Origin of the sequence: Zwartia lucis (genome assembly GCF_965234455.1) — a bacterium.
GTDB classification, from domain to species: domain Bacteria; phylum Pseudomonadota; class Gammaproteobacteria; order Burkholderiales; family Burkholderiaceae_B; genus Zwartia; species Zwartia lucis.
This window is the reverse complement of the sequence record NZ_OZ248477.1, coordinates 44,636-64,662: the sequence shown is the minus strand read 5'-3', so window position 1 is coordinate 64,662 and position 20,027 is coordinate 44,636. Positions and strand designations below refer to the sequence as shown.

The 20,027-nt window shown below is 53.8% G+C and carries 18 protein-coding genes; 9 read left to right on the top strand and 9 right to left on the bottom strand.

The annotated features are described in order from the left end of the window. Positions 1–3: 3 nt before the first annotated feature. From msrP to AC8GE9_RS16880, 3 genes are all read right to left on the bottom strand, one after another. A complete protein-coding gene (gene msrP / locus AC8GE9_RS16890) occupies positions 4–963 on the bottom strand; it encodes a protein-methionine-sulfoxide reductase catalytic subunit MsrP (RefSeq protein WP_506678338.1) in 960 nt (319 codons plus the stop codon). Between the two features lie 97 nt (positions 964–1,060). After that, positions 1,061–1,717, bottom strand: a complete 657-nt coding sequence (locus AC8GE9_RS16885; protein WP_506678337.1) for an HAD-IIIA family hydrolase — start codon at positions 1,715–1,717, stop codon at positions 1,061–1,063. After that, the gene (locus tag AC8GE9_RS16880) at positions 1,714–2,619 is read right to left on the bottom strand and encodes an RluA family pseudouridine synthase (protein WP_506678435.1); all 906 of its coding nucleotides are present in this window, start codon (positions 2,617–2,619) and stop codon (positions 1,714–1,716) included. The genes AC8GE9_RS16885 and AC8GE9_RS16880 overlap by 4 nt, the downstream gene beginning before the upstream one ends. Positions 2,620–3,336: 717 nt before the next feature. Between AC8GE9_RS16880 and AC8GE9_RS16875 the strand changes: the two genes are divergently transcribed. Further along, the gene (locus AC8GE9_RS16875; RefSeq protein WP_506678336.1) at positions 3,337–6,159 is read left to right on the top strand and encodes an Rne/Rng family ribonuclease; all 2,823 of its coding nucleotides are present in this window, start codon (positions 3,337–3,339) and stop codon (positions 6,157–6,159) included. Positions 6,160–6,257: 98 nt separating this feature from the next. Here the strand turns inward: AC8GE9_RS16875 and accD are convergent, their stop codons facing one another. The 6 genes from accD to pncB all read right to left on the bottom strand — a co-directional run bounded on the left by accD (position 6,258) and on the right by pncB (position 13,228). Then, entirely contained in the window at positions 6,258–7,139 is an 882-nt protein-coding gene (accD, locus tag AC8GE9_RS16870; RefSeq protein ID WP_506678335.1) for an acetyl-CoA carboxylase, carboxyltransferase subunit beta, read from the bottom strand. Then, positions 7,136–7,993 carry a tryptophan synthase subunit alpha gene (gene trpA, locus AC8GE9_RS16865; protein ID WP_506678334.1) on the bottom strand — a complete coding sequence of 286 codons (858 nt, stop codon included), beginning with the start codon at positions 7,991–7,993 and terminating at the stop codon, positions 7,136–7,138. The genes accD and trpA overlap by 4 nt, the downstream gene beginning before the upstream one ends. A gap of 23 nt (positions 7,994–8,016) precedes the next feature. Beyond that, a complete protein-coding gene (gene trpB, locus AC8GE9_RS16860) occupies positions 8,017–9,216 on the bottom strand; it encodes a tryptophan synthase subunit beta (protein ID WP_506678333.1) in 1,200 nt (399 codons plus the stop codon). A gap of 160 nt (positions 9,217–9,376) precedes the next feature. Continuing rightward, positions 9,377–11,575 (bottom strand): RelA/SpoT family protein, encoded by a 2,199-nt coding sequence (locus AC8GE9_RS16855; RefSeq protein WP_506678332.1) that lies wholly within the window; start codon positions 11,573–11,575, stop codon positions 9,377–9,379. A 74-nt stretch (positions 11,576–11,649) separates the two neighbouring features. Further along, positions 11,650–12,000, bottom strand: coding sequence for a RidA family protein (locus tag AC8GE9_RS16850; protein ID WP_506678331.1), 351 nt, complete (start codon positions 11,998–12,000; stop codon positions 11,650–11,652). Positions 12,001–12,052: 52 nt separating this feature from the next. Continuing rightward, a complete protein-coding gene (gene pncB / locus AC8GE9_RS16845) occupies positions 12,053–13,228 on the bottom strand; it encodes a nicotinate phosphoribosyltransferase (RefSeq protein WP_506678330.1) in 1,176 nt (391 codons plus the stop codon). Positions 13,229–13,350: 122 nt separating this feature from the next. Between pncB and fdxA the strand changes: the two genes are divergently transcribed. The 8 genes from fdxA to AC8GE9_RS16805 all read left to right on the top strand — a co-directional run bounded on the left by fdxA (position 13,351) and on the right by AC8GE9_RS16805 (position 19,974). Next, positions 13,351–13,674: a ferredoxin FdxA gene (gene fdxA / locus AC8GE9_RS16840; RefSeq protein ID WP_506678328.1), complete on the top strand. Its 324-nt coding sequence runs from the start codon at positions 13,351–13,353 to the stop codon at positions 13,672–13,674. A gap of 28 nt (positions 13,675–13,702) precedes the next feature. Then, entirely contained in the window at positions 13,703–14,551 is an 849-nt protein-coding gene (locus tag AC8GE9_RS16835) for a ferredoxin--NADP reductase (protein WP_506678326.1), read from the top strand. A 126-nt stretch (positions 14,552–14,677) separates the two neighbouring features. After that, positions 14,678–15,904 (top strand): polyhydroxyalkanoate depolymerase, encoded by a 1,227-nt coding sequence (locus tag AC8GE9_RS16830; RefSeq protein WP_506678324.1) that lies wholly within the window; start codon positions 14,678–14,680, stop codon positions 15,902–15,904. Continuing rightward, entirely contained in the window at positions 15,904–16,518 is a 615-nt protein-coding gene (locus tag AC8GE9_RS16825; RefSeq protein ID WP_506678323.1) for an RnfABCDGE type electron transport complex subunit B, read from the top strand. Before AC8GE9_RS16830 ends, AC8GE9_RS16825 begins: the two co-directional genes overlap by 1 nt. Then, positions 16,515–17,150 carry an endonuclease III gene (gene nth / locus AC8GE9_RS16820; RefSeq protein WP_506678322.1) on the top strand — a complete coding sequence of 212 codons (636 nt, stop codon included), beginning with the start codon at positions 16,515–16,517 and terminating at the stop codon, positions 17,148–17,150. The genes AC8GE9_RS16825 and nth overlap by 4 nt, the downstream gene beginning before the upstream one ends. An 89-nt stretch (positions 17,151–17,239) precedes the next feature. Beyond that, complete coding sequence (locus AC8GE9_RS16815) at positions 17,240–18,013, top strand: ABC transporter ATP-binding protein (RefSeq protein ID WP_506678320.1); 774 nt, start codon at positions 17,240–17,242, stop codon at positions 18,011–18,013. Then, on the top strand, positions 18,010–18,720 hold the full coding sequence (locus AC8GE9_RS16810; protein ID WP_506678319.1) for an ABC transporter ATP-binding protein: 711 nt from the start codon (positions 18,010–18,012) through the stop codon (positions 18,718–18,720). The genes AC8GE9_RS16815 and AC8GE9_RS16810 overlap by 4 nt, the downstream gene beginning before the upstream one ends. Positions 18,721–18,762: 42 nt before the next feature. Continuing rightward, a complete protein-coding gene (locus AC8GE9_RS16805) occupies positions 18,763–19,974 on the top strand; it encodes an ABC transporter substrate-binding protein (RefSeq protein ID WP_506678318.1) in 1,212 nt (403 codons plus the stop codon). Positions 19,975–20,027 lie beyond the last annotated feature (53 nt).

Below are 20,027 nucleotides of genomic sequence, written 5' to 3'. Positions count from 1 at the left end.
GACTCAATAGTTTTTACGCAAATCCATACCCGCGTAAAGCGATCCAACCTCGTTGGCATAACCGTTGAGCATCAGCGTTTTACGCTTGGGGGAAAACACGCCGTCTTCGCCGATTCGTCGTTCGGTCGCCTGGCTCCAGCGCGGATGAGAGACCTCGGGATTGACATTGGAATAAAACCCATACTCGGAAGGCTGTGACTGCTCCCAGCTACCCACAGGCTGCTTTTCAAGCAAACGAATCGTGACAATCGACTTAACAGACTTAAAGCCATATTTCCAAGGAACGACCATACGAACCGGTGCACCATTTTGATTGGGCAAGACTTTGCCATACATTCCCATCACTAGCATGGTCAGCGGGTGCATCGCCTCATCGATCCGCAGACCGTCTCGATAAGGCCAATCCACCGAACGTGTGCGTAAGCCCGGCATATTTTTAGGCTGCATGTCCGTGATGAACTCTACAAACTTCGCATTACCCGTTGGCTGAACTTGCTTGATCAGCTCTGACATGGAATAACCGATCCAAGGAATCGCCATTGACCAGCCTTCGACGCAACGCATACGATAAGTCCGGTCCTCAAGAGGCGAGAGTTTGAGCAAGTCATCCATATCAAAGGTTTTGGGTGCAGCGCACTCGCCCTCTACCCGCAACTTCCAAGGCGTGATCTGCATTTTGTGCGCGTACTTGACCGGGTCTCCTTTGTCCATGCCAAATTCAAAGAAGTTGTTATAGGTCGTCGCGTCTTTTTCAGGCGTGATGGGTTCCATCAAGACAAATTGGGTCGAGCGCTTTGCGTCCAACTTACTCAGGCTCGCGGCTGAGCTCATCTGGGGGAAACCGGCGAGCGTACCTGCAGCAAAGGTCGCGCCAGCCGCTTTCATCCAGGTGCGTCGGCTTTCCCAAATCTCTTCAGGCGTGATTTCACTGGCGCGTATACGTGGGTAGCGATAAACAGGCATCTGGAACTCCGACAATGAACATGGTGCTGAATATTGAAACACACTTCAGCCGCAGGAAACACCTATTATGAGTGGGCTTAACGAATACCTACCGGGCTTAAACGATGCGTTCGCGCAGCCATTTATGCAAACTCGCCACATCCAGGGCAATCGTATGATGAGGGCATGCTCTGAGCTCTTTTTCGGGATGGGCGCCATAGGCAACCCCGATTCCGTGGACGCCGGCATTGGCCGCCATCGTTAAATCGTGCGAGGTATCCCCGACCATCACCATGCGCTCGGGTTCAACCATCAGCTCATCAATGAGTTCAAGCAGCATACCCGGGTGCGGTTTGCCAAACGTCTCGTCCGCGGTGCGTGTGGCCGCAAACGCGCTGTGCAGAGACGTCGCAGCAAGCGCTCGATTCAACCCCACACGACTTTTACCAGTGGCGACCGCAAGCGTCGCACCCGCAGCCTGTAAGTCGCTCAGCATCTCCGGCACACCGTCGAAAAGCTTCAATTGCGTATCTTTAGAGAGGTAGTGGTAACGATAACGCTCGAGAAACAACGGCTCCATCGAAGGCGTCAAATCTGGCACCGCGCGTCGCAAAGCGGGTTCGAGCGACAAACCAATCACCCAAGCCGCCTCCGCGGCGGTCGGCACCCGCAACTCAAGATCACGGCAAGCGCCCTGAATCGCCGCCACAATACTGTGCGTCGAGTCCATGAGGGTGCCATCCCAATCGAACACGATGACTGAATAGGGTTTCATCGCGCCTCCAGCTTTTGGAGGATTTTCTCGCAACTAAGGGGCATGGGTGCTTCGAGCACCATGGGCTCCTGAGTCAAGGGATGGGGCATTTCCAGTCGACAGGCATGCAAAAACATTCTTGTAAATCCCAGCTTGCTGAATATTGCGCGCGTCTCGTCGCGCCCGTATTTATCATCGCCCACGATCGGAAATCCACTTGAGGCCAAATGAACCCTGATCTGATGCGTTCTACCGGTTCGTAACTCGGCATCGACCAAACTATAGCCATTGAAACGACGTTCTGCACTCACAATCGTGTGTGAGACCTGACCTTCGGCCTCGACTTTGACACGCCGCTCCCCTGTCTGAGTGGTCCATTTCACTAACGGCAGCCGGATATGCTGCCTGGCATTGACCCAGTCACCCTCCACCAGCGCTAAATAATGCTTTCTACCACCGCCGGTTCTAAACATTTCGTGCAAAGCCAGCAAGACATTTCTCTTTTTGGCAATCATCAGCAATCCAGAGGTATCCCGATCCAAGCGATGCGCAAGCTCCAGAAATTTGGCCTCAGGCCGTGCCGAGCGTAGCGCTTCGATCACGCCAAACGACACACCGCTTCCGCCATGAACGGCCGTACCGGCTGGCTTATCGATCACCAGCAAGCCATCATCCTCAAAAATAATCGGAAATTCACAACCCGGCACAATTCTTTTTTCATCTGCTGCGGGCAAACGCATTGGAGGCACGCGCACCATATCGCCAAGTTTGATTCGGTCATCAGGCGCGACCCGTCCCTTGTTGACGCGAACTTCTCCTCCCCGGACCGCTTTATAAATATGACTCTTTGGCACGCCTTTGCAAAGACGCATCAGAAAGTTGTCCAACCGTTGACCGTCGTGCTCTTCGGTCACCTCGATCATCCGGACGACGGGCACGACAACAGGGACTTCAGGCGCTGGGGGCAAGTTATTTTTAGTCTCGTGGATTGGAAGCGAACGGGGCGCTGTTTTTCGCGCAGATTTCACGCCAGGTTTAGCAGGATTTTTCAAAGGGGCGATAGAATCTTTGCGCATCAGCAAAAGGGGCTTATAATCGAACAAGCCTTAAAAGGGTTAAGAAAGCCGGGTTTAAAACCCTTCCTTCGTCGAGATGCAACTTTATGTCACGTCTCCGTCTGGATCGCGCACTGCACTTTAATATTGTACCGCTTGCTTTCTTGTCCTCTGGGTTGCTGGTCGTCGGCTAGACTGGGATGCACTTTAGGCGCGATGTTGCGACGTTCTCACGTTTCGCCCGCGCTGGAAATGTTTACCCCCTTCGTGCCGCGCGCAATACTGAATTAAGAGCAAGATTAAAAGCAAGAAACCGTCGTATCCCTGCACCAGGCGTTTGACACATATCCGCCTGATGTTCTCAGCAATTTTTTAGTCAACCACTTTTGTCAAATACTCTTGTGATCCTGACCCTCCTGCTGAATGAACCCCGCGCCTCTGGGCGCACAGTGCTGGTCTAAAGACCTTTTCTTCGTGCGTCCCGACAGGGCGCGCGTCCTCTTTGCCTGCTTCAGTGTTTCGCAGCCAACAACGCGTGGCTGCGCGTCGATTTCCGACGCGCCATTTAAATGGAGAAACTCTCTCATGAAGCGCATGCTGTTTAACGCGACGCACCAGGAAGAACTGCGCGTTGCAATTGTTGATGGGCAAAAGCTCATCGACCTCGATATCGAAATCGCCGGACGCGAACAGCGTAAAGGCAACATCTACAAAGGCGTCATCACCCGCATCGAGCCTGGTCTCGAAGCTTGCTTTGTTAATTACGGCGAAGACCGTCACGGCTTTCTGCCCTTCAAAGAAATCGCACGCAGCTATTTCAAAGAAGGTGTTGACGTCCGGTCAGCGCGTATTCAAGACGCCCTGCGCGAAGGCCAAGAACTGATCGTTCAGGTTGAAAAAGAGGAGCGCGGCAACAAAGGAGCGGCACTCACAACTTTTATCTCCCTAGCGGGTCGTTACTTGGTCTTGATGCCTAACAACCCTCGTGGCGGCGGTGTTTCGCGCCGCGTCGAGGGCGAAGAGCGTCAAGAACTGCGCGAAGCCATGGACCAGTTGACCATCCCGCCCGGCATGAGCATCATCGCTCGCACGGCCGGTATTGGTCGCAATGCCGAAGAACTGCAATGGGACATGTCCTATCTGATGCAGCTTTGGACTGCGATCGATGGCGCCGCCAAAGACAATCCTGCTCCGATTCTGATCTACCTCGAGTCGAGTCTTGTCATTCGTGCGATACGCGATTATTTTTCGCCGGACATCGGTGAGATCCTAATCGATACGGACGATATTGCCGATCAAGCTACTGCTTTCATGAGCGTTGTCATGCCGGACAACGTCGAGCGCGTCAAGCGCTATCGCGACGATGTCCCGCTCTTTTCCCGCTTCCAAATCGAACATCAGATCGAAACCGCCTACTCGCGTACGGTTGAGTTACCTTCTGGCGGCTCGGTCGTGATCGACCACACCGAAGCACTCGTCGCTGTTGACGTCAACTCGGCCCGCGCCACCCGTGGTGCCGACATCGAAGAAACCGCGCTGCGCACCAACCAAGAGGCCGCTGACGAAGTCGCGCGCCAATTGCGTTTACGTGACCTCGGCGGTCTGATCGTGATCGACTTCATCGACATGGAAGACACGAAAAATCAGCGTGCCGTTGAAAATCGACTTCGCGATGCTCTGCACTTTGACCGCGCCCGCGTCCAGATGGGAAAAATTTCCCGCTTTGGTCTGATGGAGCTATCGCGCCAGCGCCTGCGTCCAGCCTTGAACGAAGGCTCACATATCACGTGTCCACGCTGTAACGGCACGGGCGTGATCCGTGACGCCGAGTCCAGCGCGCTGCAAGTATTGCGTCTGCTCCAAGAAGAAGCCATGAAGGAAAATACGGCAGCCGTGCATGCGCAGGTTCCAGTCGATGTCGCGACCTTCTTGCTCAATGAAAAACGCTCAGACATCACCAAGATCGAGACACGCCTCAAGGTCAACTTGATCCTGATCCCAAACCGCCATCTCGAGACGCCGCATCACCATATCGAGCGCTTGCGTCATGATGATCCTCGTCTCGAGGATCTCAAGACAAGCTTTGATTTAGTGGACGCGCCATCGACGGATATGAGCTGGGCTCCTAAAGAGCAGGAAATTAAAGCCAAACCTGAGGCCTTAGTCAAAGGCATCACACCGGCACAACCCGCACCCGTTTCTTCGACCCCCGCTAAAAAAGCCGAAGCCGATCAAACACCTGGCTTGTTCTCCCGTTTCTTTAGCTGGCTCAGTGGCGGATCCTCCTCTGATAAAAAAGAAGAAACACCCAAGCCCACTGACTCACGTGACCGCAGCCGTCCCTCTCAAGGTGACCGTCGTGGTGGTAATCGTGGTGGTCGTGGCCGTCGCCCCGACAATCGCGGCGAAACTCGCTCCGCAACGGGTGAAGCTTCAACCACTTCCGACAATCGTCGTGCGCCCAAGGATGAACTCGACCAGCGTGCGCCTCAAGCACGCACCGAAGCAAACGACTCAGGCGACGATAGCTCACGCGGCAATCGCAACCGCCGCGGGCGTAGTCGTAACCGTCGCGAGGATGGTAGCGATGTTCGTCCAGATCAAGTCGATGCGGTGACCAATACCGCTCAGACAGAGGACTCTGCTTCTTCAGCTGAGCGTCGTCCTCAACTGCCTCGCCCAACACCTGCTGCAAATGCGTTGACAGACAATCAAGCCAATCTGCAACAGGGCTTGAATGCACAAGGTTTGGCAGAGGATGATATCGACCAAACCGATCCAGAGCGCAAGCGTCGTCGCCGACGTAGTCGTCGTGGCCGTCGCGGCTCCGACGAAGGTACAGGCATCGATGGACGCGAAGACCATGCAACAGATAGAGAAGGTTTTGAGCATGCGTCGAGCAACGCGCTTTCTAGTGCGCCCGTTGACTATGTCGAACACGGCGCAAGCGCAACGGTAACGCCTGTCGCATCTTCTGCGCCTAGCACACCTCCTACTGCTCCTGCTGCACCTGTTGCTGTGGCACCTGTTGCTGTGGCACCTGTTGTTGTGGCACCTGTTGCTGTGGCACCTATCGCCGCCGCTCCTGAAGCGCTCGTGGTTGCTCCAACTCCCGTTCTGTCCACCCCCGTAACCTCTCCCGTAACCACTGCCGCACCCACTCCCGCACCGATTCAGGTTGCGACGGTGTCCACGGCACCGACTTTGGCTCAGACCCCACGCGTTGATCAAGCCACTTTGCATGCAATTGTGCAAACAGCAGGATTGCAATGGGTTGAAACCGATCCTGCTCGTGTCGCGCAAGGGATGGCCAGTCAAAACGTCGTGCCTGTTAAGCTCGGGCGTGAACCAAAGCCAAAGGCAGCTGTATCTAGTCAGCCTTTAGTTCAAGTAGAAACTATTCGGTAATTGACTCTCTTGCGCGAAAGCGCAAGTCACACTGGAAAGTTAAAAGCGGTGCATCAACTGAGTTGATGCACCGCTTTTTTATTCACCCAAATTATCTTTTAGGCAGCGACACTGTCCATCGACTGATTGGTCATGAGCGCCATCAGGCGTGCAAGCTCTTCGCGCAACTGACGTCGATCAAGCACCATATCAATGGCGCCTTTTTGTTGCAAGAATTCCGAGCGCTGAAAACCTTCTGGCAACTTTTCACGCACAGTCTGTTCGATCACGCGGGGCCCCGCAAAGCCGATCAAAGCTTTAGGCTCTCCAATCACGACGTCGCCCATAAATGCAAAACTAGCGGAAACGCCACCCATGGTGGGATCCGTCAAAACACTGATGAAGGGCAGCTTAGCCTCTGCGAGTCGACTTAGCATTGCATTGGTTTTAGCCATTTGCATTAAGGAGAACAGACTCTCTTGCATACGCGCACCACCCGAGGCGGCGACACAAATGAAGGGTACTTTATTTTTAATTGCGGCTTGTACGCCCTGAACAAAACGCTCTCCGACAACCGAACCCATCGAGCCGCCCATGAACTCAAACTCAAAACAAGCGAGCACACAGGGAACACTGCGAATAGCGCCGCTCACCACCACAAGCGCATCTGTCTCGCCCGTCTGGCGCACGGCCTCTTGAATGCGCTCAGGGTATTTGCGTGAATCTTTGAACTTGAGCGGGTCCATGGAGCGAGTGTTTGAACCAATCTCCACGCGTCCTTCGATGTCTAGCAGTGACTCAATACGCGCACGTGCACCAATGCGCATGTGATGATCACACTTTGGGCAAACATGCAGATTAGCGGCAAGGTCTTCGTTGTACAGCACCGATTCGCAAGAGGGACACTTTACCCAAAGTCCTTCGGGGACACGTTTGCTGACGGTTTCCTGTGCAGGAGCCTTGTTGATGCGAGGGGGAAGGAGCTTGCCAAGCCAGCTCATTTCGCATGCTCCGCAGATCTAGCCACATCCAATGCTTGGCGAATACCCGCCAACCAACCCGCTCCCGCATCAATCGCGGCCTGAGATTGTTGAGCCACAGGAAGACCTGCAGCGGCTTTGGTCATTGTATCGATCAGTTTGCTACCAATCACGACTGCATCAGCCACGAGACTGATACTCTGCGCACTTTTTGCGTCACTAATACCAAAACCCACACCGACTGGCAGAGCGACATGCTGGCGTATCCCCTTGAGGCGCATCGCCACATCCGCGGTATCAAGGTGACCCGCACCCGTCACGCCATTCAGTGAGACATAATAAACATAACCTCGCGCGATTTTGCCAACAGCGCGAATACGCGTCTCGGTCGAGGTCGGCGCCAACAAGAAAATCGGCGCGATATGGTGTTTGTTTAGCAAGCCCACAAAGTCATCAATTTCTTCGGGCGGGTAGTCCACCGTCAACAAGCCATCGACACCTACTTTTTCAGCCTGTTCGGCAAACGCTTGTTGGCCGATATTTTCGATCGGATTGGCATAACCCATCAACACAATCGGTGTGACTTGGTCTTGTTTGCGAAACTCTCCAACCATACCCAGCACATGCTTGAGTCCAATGCCTTGGGCGATTGCATGCTCTGCAGCGCGCTGGATCACGGGGCCATCGGCCATCGGGTCCGAAAAAGGAATACCGAGTTCGATGACATCGGCCCCCGCCTTGACCAACGCATGCATTAAAGGCACGGTGGTTTCGGGCAGTGGGTTACCCGCTGCAATATAAGGGATCAGCGCAGCGCGTTTCTGTTGCGTCGCGCGGGCAAACGCGGCGGCGATGCGATCTGTTTGTTGAGCCATATGATTTGAAAGCCTTTAAAACCTTAGAGCACCATGCCCGCACGTTGCGCGACTGTGTTGATATCCTTGTCACCACGTCCAGACAAGTTGACCAGAATGACTTGGTCCTTGGGCAGCGTGGGAGCGAGTTTGGCGGCATAGGCCAGCGCATGCGAAGTTTCAAGCGCGGGAATAATGCCTTCGATCAGGCAGCAATGATGAAAACTCGCCAAGGCTTCTTCGTCGGTCACACTCACATAGGATGCGCGTCCGGTATCTTTGAGCCAAGCGTGCTCAGGGCCGACGCCTGGATAATCCAGTCCCGCCGATACCGAGTGTGTCTCGGCAACCTGACCGTTTTCATCCTGCAAAACGTAGGTGCGGTTGCCATGCAACACGCCAACGCGCCCAGCAGTCAATGAAGCGGAGTGTTTGCCCGTTTCAACGCCCTCACCTGCGGCTTCGACGCCCACGAGCTTGGTGTTTTCATACGGAATATAAGGATGGAAAATACCCATGGCGTTTGAGCCACCGCCCACGCAAGCCAACACGTAGTCGGGTTGACGCCCGGCGTACAAAGGCATCTGCTCGATCGACTCTTGACCAATCACAGAATGAAAATTACGGACCATCATTGGATAGGGGTGCGGTCCTGCCACGGTGCCAATGATGTAAAACGTGTCATCGACGTTCGTGACCCAGTCACGCATCGCTTCGTTTAAAGCGTCCTTGAGGGTCTTGGAGCCAGACTCAACGGGCACAACCGTAGCACCGAGTAGTTTCATCCGAAAGACGTTGGGCGACTGACGCTTGACGTCCTCGCTACCCATATAAACCACGCATTCCATGCCGTAGCGCGCACACACTGTGGCTGTCGCGACTCCATGCTGCCCGGCGCCAGTTTCGGCAATGATGCGGCGCTTGCCCATCCGGCGTGCGAGCAGAGCCTGACCCAAGCTGTTGTTGATCTTGTGGGCACCCGTGTGGTTCAAGTCTTCGCGTTTGAACCAGATCTGCGCGCCACCAAGCTCTTCGGACCAGCGGCGCGCATGATAAACCGGCGTCGGGCGACCAACAAAGTGCTTGAGCTCGTATTCGAACTCCGCCAAGAAATCGGGATCGTTGCGGTATTTGTCATAGGACAAACGCAAATCCTCGATCGCCTGCATGAGGGTTTCTGCTGCGAACACACCACCGTAGGGACCAAAATGCCCTTTGGCATCGGGAAAGTCATAGGGTTTCAAGACCGGATCTCCAGATCAGACCGAGCTACACCGGCAACAATATGCCAAGCGCGTAAAGCTATCTAATACTTTGATTTTACCAGTGTGTCGCCAGAAAAGCCGAACCCAATCCCTCAATTCACGCGCTATTAACGCGCTTGGACTCGCAAAAGCTGGATGGTCAGGTTAAACGCCTTTCCGCAGTCAATACACCGCCTACCTCTCGCAACGCCAACAAAACACGCTGCAATTCACCGCCATCGCGGATTTCAACCGTGAAGGACATGTACGCCATCGATGCCTTACTGTGCGTATTGACCCCCACTACATTCAAACGGAGTCGGGCAAAGACCTCGGACAAATCCCTTAGCAAGCCGGCACGGTCCTGAGCTTGAACATATACGTCGACAGGATAAAGAGCGAGTGCCTCTGCTTGACCCCAAGTCACGTCAATCACACGCTCAGCTTGCCGGGCTTTTAGCGCCAAAAAGCTCGCGCAATCGGCTCGGTGAATCGACACTCCCCGCCCCCGCGTCACAAAACCCGAAATGGCATCGGGTGGCGCAGGTCGGCAGCACCTCGCCAACTGCGTCATCAGAGAATCAACGCCAACCACCAACACGCCACTTTTTGTACCCGCACCGCCACGCTCAGCCCTTGAGCCATGCACAATCAGCGACTCTAGGCTGGGCTCGGCCACAGCCGCGATCGGCTGAAACACGGCGTCGATTTGTCGCAAACTGAATTCTTCTTTGGCAACCGCAACATACAAATCGTCGGCCTGGGCAAAACCCAGCTGCTGTGCGAGATGCTCTAAATTGATGGCTGTTTTACCCAGACGCTGAAGCTCTTTTTCCACCAACATCTGACCTTGAGTGATACGTTGCTGCAGCTCAATGGCGTTGAACCATGCACGTACTTTGGCCCGAGACCTAGGACTGGCCAAAAAACCGAGCTGCGGATTGATCCAATCGCGCGAAGGACCTCCCGACTTGGTGGTGACGATCTCCACAGTCTGACCGGTTTGTAACTGCGTTTGCAAAGGCACCATCTGGCCATCGATGCGAGCACCGCGGCAGCGATGACCCAAATCCGTATGCAAGTAATAAGCGAAATCAACCGGCGTCGCGCCCGCGGGCAACTCAATCACGCGCGCCTGAGGCGACAAGACGTAAATACGCTCTTCGGCTGGTTTGGACACGGGCTCGAAAGAGTGCCTGTTAGTCGCGGCCCCACCTTCAGGTCGAGTGGCGGCTTCTGTATTCCAGGCTAACAACTGTCTCATCCACGCCAACTGGCGATCATATTGACCCGTCGCCGCGGTCGCCTCGTTCACGCCAGGGCGTGGACTTTCTTTGTATCGCCAATGGGCGGCCATCCCGAACTCTGCAAATTCATGCATGGCGCGTGTACGTATTTGTACTTCAAACGGTCGACCACTCTCATCCGCGACAACCGTATGCAGTGAGCGATAGCCGTTGGGCTTAGGACGCGAGATATAGTCATCGAATTCGTCAGCCATTGGCACCCAGAGCTCGTGAACCAGCCCTAACGCGCCATAACAGTCCCTCTCAGTTTGCACGATGATCCGCATCGCACGCACATCGAACAATTGACTAAAGTCGAGTTCTTTCTGACGCATCTTGTTGTAGATGCTGTAAATGTGTTTAGGTCGCCCCGTGATGTCAGCAACGATCTCCATTTTCTTGAGGGCGGCAGACAATTGACGCACTGTTTGCGCAATAAACTGCTCACGTTCTGTTCGCTTTTCCTCAAGCAACCCGGCAATTTCTTTGTAACGTACTGGTTCCGTAAAGCGGAACGCCAAATCTTCCATTTCCCACTTGATCTGCCAAATACCCAGACGGTTGGCCAAAGGCGTATAAAGATCCAACGTTTCCCGCGCAAAATCAGGCGTGCAAGGGACTTTGGCACTCGCATGCCAACGAAGTGTCTGAAGTCGTGAGGCGAGCCTCAACAGCACGATGCGCAAGTCAGCAGCCATCGCCAACAGCATTTTGCGCAACATTTCTTTTTGTAAAGGGGCGTCTTCAGAACCATCGCTCGCTCCACTCGCAATACCGCTGAGCCGCAACAATTCGCGGGCGCCTTGCACTAGACGACCAACTTCGGCGCCAAATTGCTCCTTGATAGGATCGGTATGTCGACCTCGATTCAAGTCGGGCTGCAAAATTTCAGAGGACGACACTAAGAGCGCAGCAGTGCGCGTCGCAGGATCAGTCTGTATCCCGGACAAAATACTGGCCGAACCAAGCGCATGATCCATCAGCCGCTCACCCGTGGGTGTGCACCGATCGCCAAGCGCCTGGCTGGCCCACTGTACCGCTCGGCGAAACAAAGCCTGATCGTCTTCTGTCATGTCGACGGTCAAGGTGTCTACATCAAATTTTTGCTCAGGCGATACCAAGTTTGCAGAATAAAAAGGGACGTGATTTAAACAGCGGCGGTCACGACGATTTCAACTTTATAGTCGGGACCGGCGAGACGCGCTTCGATCGTGGCGCGCGGTGGCGCATTGCCGGCAGGCACCCAAGCTTCCCACGCCTTGTTCATACCATCGTACTCGGCGATATTGGCAACAAATACTTGGGCCATCAAAATTCGGGTTTTATCCGTACCCGCTTCTGCGAGCAAAGCATCAATCGCAGCCAGCACTTGAGCCGTTTGTCCGGTCACGTCTTGCTTGGTATCGTTGGCAACCTGCCCAGCCAAATACGCCACGCCGTTGTAGACCGCCATGTCGGAAAGTCGCTTGCCTACATTTACACGCTTGATGTGACTCATTGTTTTTCCTTAAATTAAAAATGGCGCTTTGTGCACCAAAGGGTTGGACTGATTAGGCGGGCGGGAGTTCAAAGACCTGTCGTAAGTATGCAAGATAGGCTTTGTCATCACACATGGTTTTTTCAGGTGCGTCTGAAACTTTGGCTACGGGCTGTCCGTTACAGCGCACCATCTTCATCACAATCTGCAGCGGGTCATGACCTAAATCATTGGTCAAATTCGTACCAATACCAAACGCAGTTTTACAGCGCCCGGCAAAGCGACGGGTCAATTCAATCGCGCGTGGAAATGTTAACGCATCTGAAAAAATCAAGGTCTTGGTCCGGGGATCGACACGATTGACTTTGTAATGCGCGATCATGCGCTCGCCCCAATCGAACGGATCACCAGAGTCATGACGCGCACCGTCGAACAACTTGCAAAAATACATATCGAAATCGCGTAAAAATGCGGCTACACCATACACATCGGAGAGGGCGATCCCTAAGTCTCCCCGATACTCCTTGGCCCATGTATCCAAAGCAAATACCTGCGAATCACGCAACCGTGGGCCGAGTGCCTGACACGCCTGCAAATACTCATGCGCCATCGTACCCAAGGGGAGCACACCATGACGCATCGCGAACCAGACATTACTGGTACCGGCAAAATGCTTGCCCATCTGGGCTTTCATGGTGACAACGACCTCCTCGTGCCACTCGCGCGAAAACCGGCGTCGCGTGCCATACTCGGCTACCCTAAAATCATCGAGATCCGTCGCGTCGAGCACGAGCTTCATTTTTGTTTGAAGTCGCTGACGTCCTTCTTCCCAGTCTGGATTCGTACAAGTCCGGCGGAAATACACCTCATTGACAATCGCCAGTACCGGGATCTCAAATAAAATCGTGTGCAGCCAGGATCCTTTGACTTGAATGTCAATTTCTCCCGGTAAGGCACCCTCCGAGACTGTGATGCACTTTTCTGGCAAATGGAATAAACCCAGAAAGTCAATGAAATCGCTTTTGATAAAGCGCAATTCCCCAAGATAGACGAGCTCGTCTTCGCTAAAGCGCAGCTGACACAAGCGATGGATCTCCGAGCGAATTTCGTCTAGATAGGGGCGCAAATTGATCCCAGGTGTACGGCACTTGTAGCGATACTCGACCTGCGCCGCGGGGAAGTGGTGCAACACCACCTGCATCATGGTGAACTTGTAGAGGTCAGTATCCAGCAGGGATTTAATGATCATGGGGTATTTTTAGGAATTTTTTTGAACATTAGCACAGCCATCTCACATCCTAGGGGTATCCCGAACATGCGACATCGCTTTAGGTAAAATATAACCATCTTATTTGCACTCTGGTGAAACACATGACGCATGTTGTGACCGAAAACTGTATTAAATGTAAGTTCACAGACTGTGTGGACGTGTGTCCTGTAGATTGTTTTCGCGAAGGACCCAACTTTCTGGTTATCGACCCGGACGAATGCATCGACTGTGCCGTCTGTATTCCCGAATGCCCGGCCAATGCGATTTTTGCCGAAGAAGACGTGCCACAGGACCAAATGAAATTCATCGCCCTCAATGCCGAGCTTTCCCCAAGCTTCAAGAGTATCAGTCGCTCCAAAAAGCCTCTCGAAGACTCGGACAACTGGAACGGCATTCCCGACAAGCTCAAGTATCTCGAACGCTGAGTGCTTCTCCCGAGCGCATCGCCCCCCAATGACTGATCCAGTAACCAAGCCCAGCGAACCGCGCTATACGCTACAAACTCTTCTCGCCAAAACCCATTGGCTAGAGGACAAGCTGTTTTCCATCACCGTCACGCGCCCCTCGGGATTTGCATTTCTCCCCGGACAGTTTGCCCGCTTAGGCTTGTGTGTCGGCTCGACTGAATCAGTTGCCCCCGTCGCTACGCCCACACCGAACGAATGGCGCGCTTATTCGATGGTGTCTAAACCCGATGCAGACGAGCTTGAGTTTTTCTCAGTGGTCGTGCCTGACGGCAAGTTCAGCCCAGCTTTGGCACGCCTACTACCCGGCGATGCCCTTTGGATCGACAAGTCTGTTTTTGGTTTCTTAACGCTCGAACGTTTTGTCGATGGCGAGGATCTCTGGCTTGTGGCCACGGGTACCGGGCTCTCCGCCTACCTCTCCATGTTGCGGGACCCAGCCACATGGCATCGTTTTAAACGTATCATTTTGCTGCACGGCGTCAGAAAATCCGACGAACTCGCCTACCGCCAAGAACTCTTGGCGCTCGCAAACCTCACCGACCCTCAGCGGGCTCAATTGATTTACCTGCCCGTGACATCTCAGGAGGTCTTGAGTTGCGGGCTCTCCCCTTCGATCCGGCCTCATTGGCTGCACCCAGCCCGCCTCACCACACTATTGACCAACGGCGAACTCGAACAACGCGTAGGGGTTGCCCTTGAACCCACCCGCTCGCGCATCATGCTTTGCGGCAATCCCGCGATGGTGACGGAAATGCGTGGTTTGCTCGCCGAGCGTGGTTTTGCCCCCGGGCGACGCGGGGTTGCAGGCAATCTTGCCGTCGAAAACTACTGGTAAACCCTCGCGGGCGTGGCGACTAAACGACATTTTGCTGCGTCGCAACAAATAACCTGTACTCAGTCGCTCAATACGATTCAGATCGGGCGCATAATGCGTTATCACATGACCTTTTTGGAATGACGCATGCTCTATGACTTGCATGAAATGCACCGGGCCCTCATGTCGCCTCTTGCACACTTCACCGAAGTGGGTTCCAAACTCTTCTCTCACCCCGCTAGTCCTCTTGCCTACTCGCCCATGGCGCGACAAATGGCTGCTGGCTACGAGTTCATTCATCGCCTTGGAAAAAAGTACGAAAAGCCTGCTTGGGGCTTACCCTTGACTGAGGTCAACGGCAAACCCGTCATCGTCAGCGAAGAGATTGTGTGCGCCAAGCCTTTCTGCAATCTGATTTATTTCAAACGCGATATTTCTGAAAAGCTTCGCAAAGCGACACCTAAAATACTGATGATCGCACCGATGTCTGGTCACCACGCCACGCTGTTGCGAGACACCGTGCGCGCCTTACTGCCTGAGCACGAGGTCTATGTCACCGACTGGATCGATGCCCGCATGGTGCCTTTATCCGATGGCGCTTTCGATTTAAACGACTACGTACGTTACGTTCAGGACTTCATCCGCCACCTCGGCCCAGATGTGCACGTGATGTCCGTATGTCAGCCCACTGTACCCGCCCTCGCCGCGATCTCACTGATGGCAACCAACAAAGATCCCTGCTTGCCACGCAGTATGGTGATGATGGGCGGACCGATCGATCCACGCTGCTCCCCCACTCAGGTCAACCGACTGGCTACGACCAAGCCATTCGAATGGTTCGAAGAAAAGCTCATCCATACCGTTCCTGCCCAATACCCGGGAGCCGGTCGTCGCGTTTATCCTGGCTTTTTGCAACACGCCGGCTTTTTATCGATGAATCCGGATCGTCATCTCAAATCACACTACGATTTTTACTTGGACTTATTGCGTGGCGATGACGATGATGCCGAGGCGCATCGCCGTTTTTATAACGAGTACAACGCCGTACTCGATATGTCCGCCGATTTTTATCTTGATACGATTCGCGTTGTGTTTCAGGATTTTGATTTACCAAATGGCACTTGGGAAATCGATGGACAGATCGTTCGCCCAGCCGACATCAAAACTGTCGCCTTGTTCACCATCGAAGGTGAGCTCGACGACATCTCTGGCGAAGGTCAAACACGTGCGGCTCAAACCCTCTGCTCAGGGATTCCAGCCAAGCGCAAGCAACACTTCACTGCGCCTGACTGCGGTCATTACGGCATTTTTTCGGGACGCCGCTGGCGCACGATGATTTGCCCGCAAATTTCGGAATTTATCCGTCGGGTCTAATGCTGGCTGAACGTATCAATCTTCTGCTGCCGCAGACTCAGTGCACGAAATGTGGGTTTGAGGGCTGCGCGCCCTACGCGCGCGCCATCGCCGAGGGTAGCGCCCCGATCAATCGCTGCCCTCCTGGCGGCGACGCCGGGATCGCCGCGTTGGCTCAACTGCTTGAGCGCCCCATACTGCCTCTTGATGTAAATTGCGGCACCCATGTGCCCCTTCAGGTTGCTGTGATCGATGAGCAATTTTGTATTGGCTGCACACTTTGCATTCAGGCCTGCCCTGTCGATGCTATTTTAGGTGCGTCAAAAGTCATGCATACCATCATCGCGTCTGACTGCACAGGTTGTGATTTATGTGTCGCGCCTTGCCCGGTGGACTGCATTGACATGATCAATGTCGAGCCAACACGGGCTTGGACCCAAGACGATGCCGATCTGGCGCGCGCGCGCTATGAACGCCGCACAACAAGGCTCAACAAAACACCCGCCAGTTTAAGAAGCACGGAGCAGCCCCCCCTTCAGGCCGCTCCCATTGCCAATACGACCGAAGAAAAACGCACAGCCGCCCAAGCCGCGCTTGCGCGCGCACGCGCTCGCCGCAATGCCAGCACGCCATGAACCCACAAAAACGCAAAGAAATTTTTACCCGCCTGCGTGCGGCCAATCCTAACCCGACGACCGAACTGGAATACGGCAGCGATTTTCAGCTGCTGATCGCCGTTCTGCTCTCGGCACAAGCGACCGACAAAGCCGTCAATATCGCCACCCGCAAGTTTTTCCCTCGCTACGGCACGCCTAAAGCACTCTTGGCGCTCGGCGAAGAAAAACTCATGGAATACATCAAGACCATTGGCCTGTTTAAAACCAAGGCGAAAAACGCGATTGCCACATGCAAAATATTGCTCGAGCAACATGGGGGCAAGGTTCCCCAGTCGCGAGAAGCGCTCGAAGCACTCCCTGGTGTGGGTCGCAAAACGGCCAACGTGGTGCTGAACACGGCGTTTGGCCAACCAACCATCGCCGTCGACACCCACATTTTCAGGGTATCCAATCGGACCAAAATCGCCCCTGGCAAAGATGTCGTTGCCGTCGAAAAAGGGCTAGAAAAGTTCGTTGCTGACGAATTCAAACTTGATGTGCATCACTGGCTCATTTTGCATGGACGTTACATTTGTGTCGCGCGTACGCCAAAATGTCCTCAGTGCGGCATTTCTGATCTGTGTGAGTACACGAAAAAAACCAAGGGTTAACAACCCTCAGGCAAACCCTCATTGAGCTTTGACGCTGATTTACGCCATACTTCGTCATTAAATCTTAAATTATTTGGGCGGGTTACTGCATGCAAGACATCATTCTTGAGACTAAAGGGCTCACAAAAGAATTTCGTGGTTTTGTAGCGGTCAATGAAGTGTCTCTTCGCGTACAGCGTGGTCAGATCCATGCTCTGATTGGCCCCAATGGTGCCGGCAAGACTACGTGCTTTAACCTACTCACCAAGTTTTTAACGCCAACGCGTGGCAGCATTACCTTTAACGGCCTCGACATCACCCGTGACACCCCAGCGCACATTGCCCGTCGGGGCATTATTCGCTCCTTTCAGATATCCGCTGTCTTTCCTCATCTTTCTGTACTCGAAAATGTCAGGATTGGACTACAACGCGAAACCGGTCTTTCCTTCAACTTTTGGCAGAGCGATCAAAGATTGAACGCCCTGAACGAGCGCGGCCGAGCACTGCTCGAACAAGTCGATCTCGGCGATTTTGCAGACGAAATGACGGTCAACCTTCCTTATGGACGAAAACGCGCCCTCGAGATCGCCACCACGCTCGCGATGGAGCCCGAACTCATGCTGCTCGATGAACCCACACAAGGCATGGGTCATGAAGATGTTGATCGCGTGACACAACTCATTAAGCGCGTCAGTGTCGGCCGCACGATTTTGATGGTTGAACACAATATGAATGTCGTGTCTTCGATCGCCGACACGATTACGGTACTCGCGCGCGGCTCGGTATTGGCTGAGGGCAACTACGCCCACGTTTCAAAAGATCCCGCCGTAATGGAGGCCTACATGGGCACGACTGAAGGCGAACTTGAGGGAGCACATGGATGAGCACGAGCGCACTCGAAATTACTGATCTGCAAGCTTGGTATGGCGAGTCTCATATTTTGCATGGCGTCAACTTAACGGTGAATAAAGGCGAAGTCGTCACCCTCCTAGGTCGTAATGGCGCGGGTCGGACCACGACTTTGCGCGCGATCTTGGGTCTGACGGGCTCTCGCAAAGGATCCGTCCGTATTCATGGGCAAGAAGCGATCAACATGCCCACCTTCAAGATCGCACATCTCGGGATCGGATATTGCCCAGAAGAGCGTGGCATCTTTGCCAGCTTGTCATGTGAGGAAAATCTCCTATTACCTCCCCCTGTGGGCGTCCCTGGCGGTGGCATGACGCTTGTCGAAATTTATGAAATATTCCCAAATCTATTAGAGCGACGCCACTCTCCCGGCACTCGGCTGTCAGGTGGCGAACAACAAATGTTGGCGGTCGCGCGCATTTTGCGAACGGGTGCCAATCTGCTCTTGCTTGATGAAATTTCCGAAGGGCTTGCGCCAGTCATTGTGCAAGCGTTGAGTCGCATGATCAAAATGCTCAAAGACAAAGGCTACACCATCGTCATGGTTGAGCAAAATTTCCGCTTTGCCGCGCCCTTGGCGGATCGATTTTATGTCATGGAACATGGTCAAATCGTCGAGCATTTCGATGCCAGCGAACTCAAGGAAAAGCAATCTGTACTCAATGAATTACTCGGTGTCTAATAATAAAATTTTAATCGCAGCAACCCCCCCCAGGAGAAATACATGAAACTTCGTACCCTAAGCGCTTCGCTCATGATCGCGGGCCTCGGACTTGTTGGCCACACTGCACAAGCCAATGTTTCCGACAACGTCATTCGGATCGGTTTCGTCACCGATATGGCCAGCGTCTACTCTGACATTGATGGTGCAGGCGGCGTTGAGGCTGTTCGCATGGCGATTGCCGATGCAGGCGGTCAGATCAACGGAAAAAAGGTTGAGCTTTTATTTGCGGATCACCAAAACAAAGCGGACGTCGCAGCTGCGCGTGCGCGCGAATGGTTCGATCAGCAAAAGATCGACATGCTGATTGGTGGTACGAACTCCGGCGTTAACCTCGCCTTGGCTGGCATTGCCGCTGAAAAGAAAAAGCCCTTTTTCGCCATCGGCGCCGCAGCCTCGGATCTCACAGGCTCACAATGCACGCCCTATACCGTCCACTGGGCCTATGACACCGTTGCCTTAGCCCGTGGCACAGGCTCCGCCGTTGTAAAGGCGGGTGGCAAAACTTGGTACTTCTTGACGGCTGACTATGCCTTTGGTCATGCGCTTGAGCGTGATACCGCCAAGGTCGTCCGAGAAGCAGGTGGTGAAATCAAAGGTCAGGTGCGCGCGCCACTGAACTCCTCAGACTTCTCATCCTTTTTATTACAAGCCCAAAGCTCCAAGGCACAGATTTTAGGCTTGGCAAATGCGGGGGGTGACACCATCAACTCGATCAAAGCCGCCAACGAGTTTGGCATTGGCAAGACCATGAAAATGGCCGGCCTGCTGATTTTCATCAACGACATTCACTCGCTTGGTCTTCAGGCCACACAAGGCATGCAGTTCACCGACGGTTGGTATTGGGATCAAAATGATGAAACTCGTGCCTGGTCTAAAAAATTCGAAGCACGTGTCAAGCGCAAGCCTTCGATGATTCAGGCGGGTGATTATTCAGCCGTATCCTTCTATCTGAATGCTGTCAAAGCCACGAATAGTGATGATGGCGACACCGTCATGAAATGGATGAAGTCCAACAAGGTCAACGATATGTTCGCCAAGAACGGTTACGTCCGCGAAGACGGTCGTATGGTGCATGACATGTTCCTGATGGAAGTTAAAAAACCAAGCGAGTCCAAAGGACCTTGGGACTACTACAAGCAAATCGCAGTCCTACCAGGTGAAGAGGTGTTTACCAAACTCTCCGAATCCACTTGCAAACTCATCAAGAAGTAAGCAGGCCCACCCCCTGGCGACGCTTCAGTCTGCCGGGGGGGTACGACACAGTA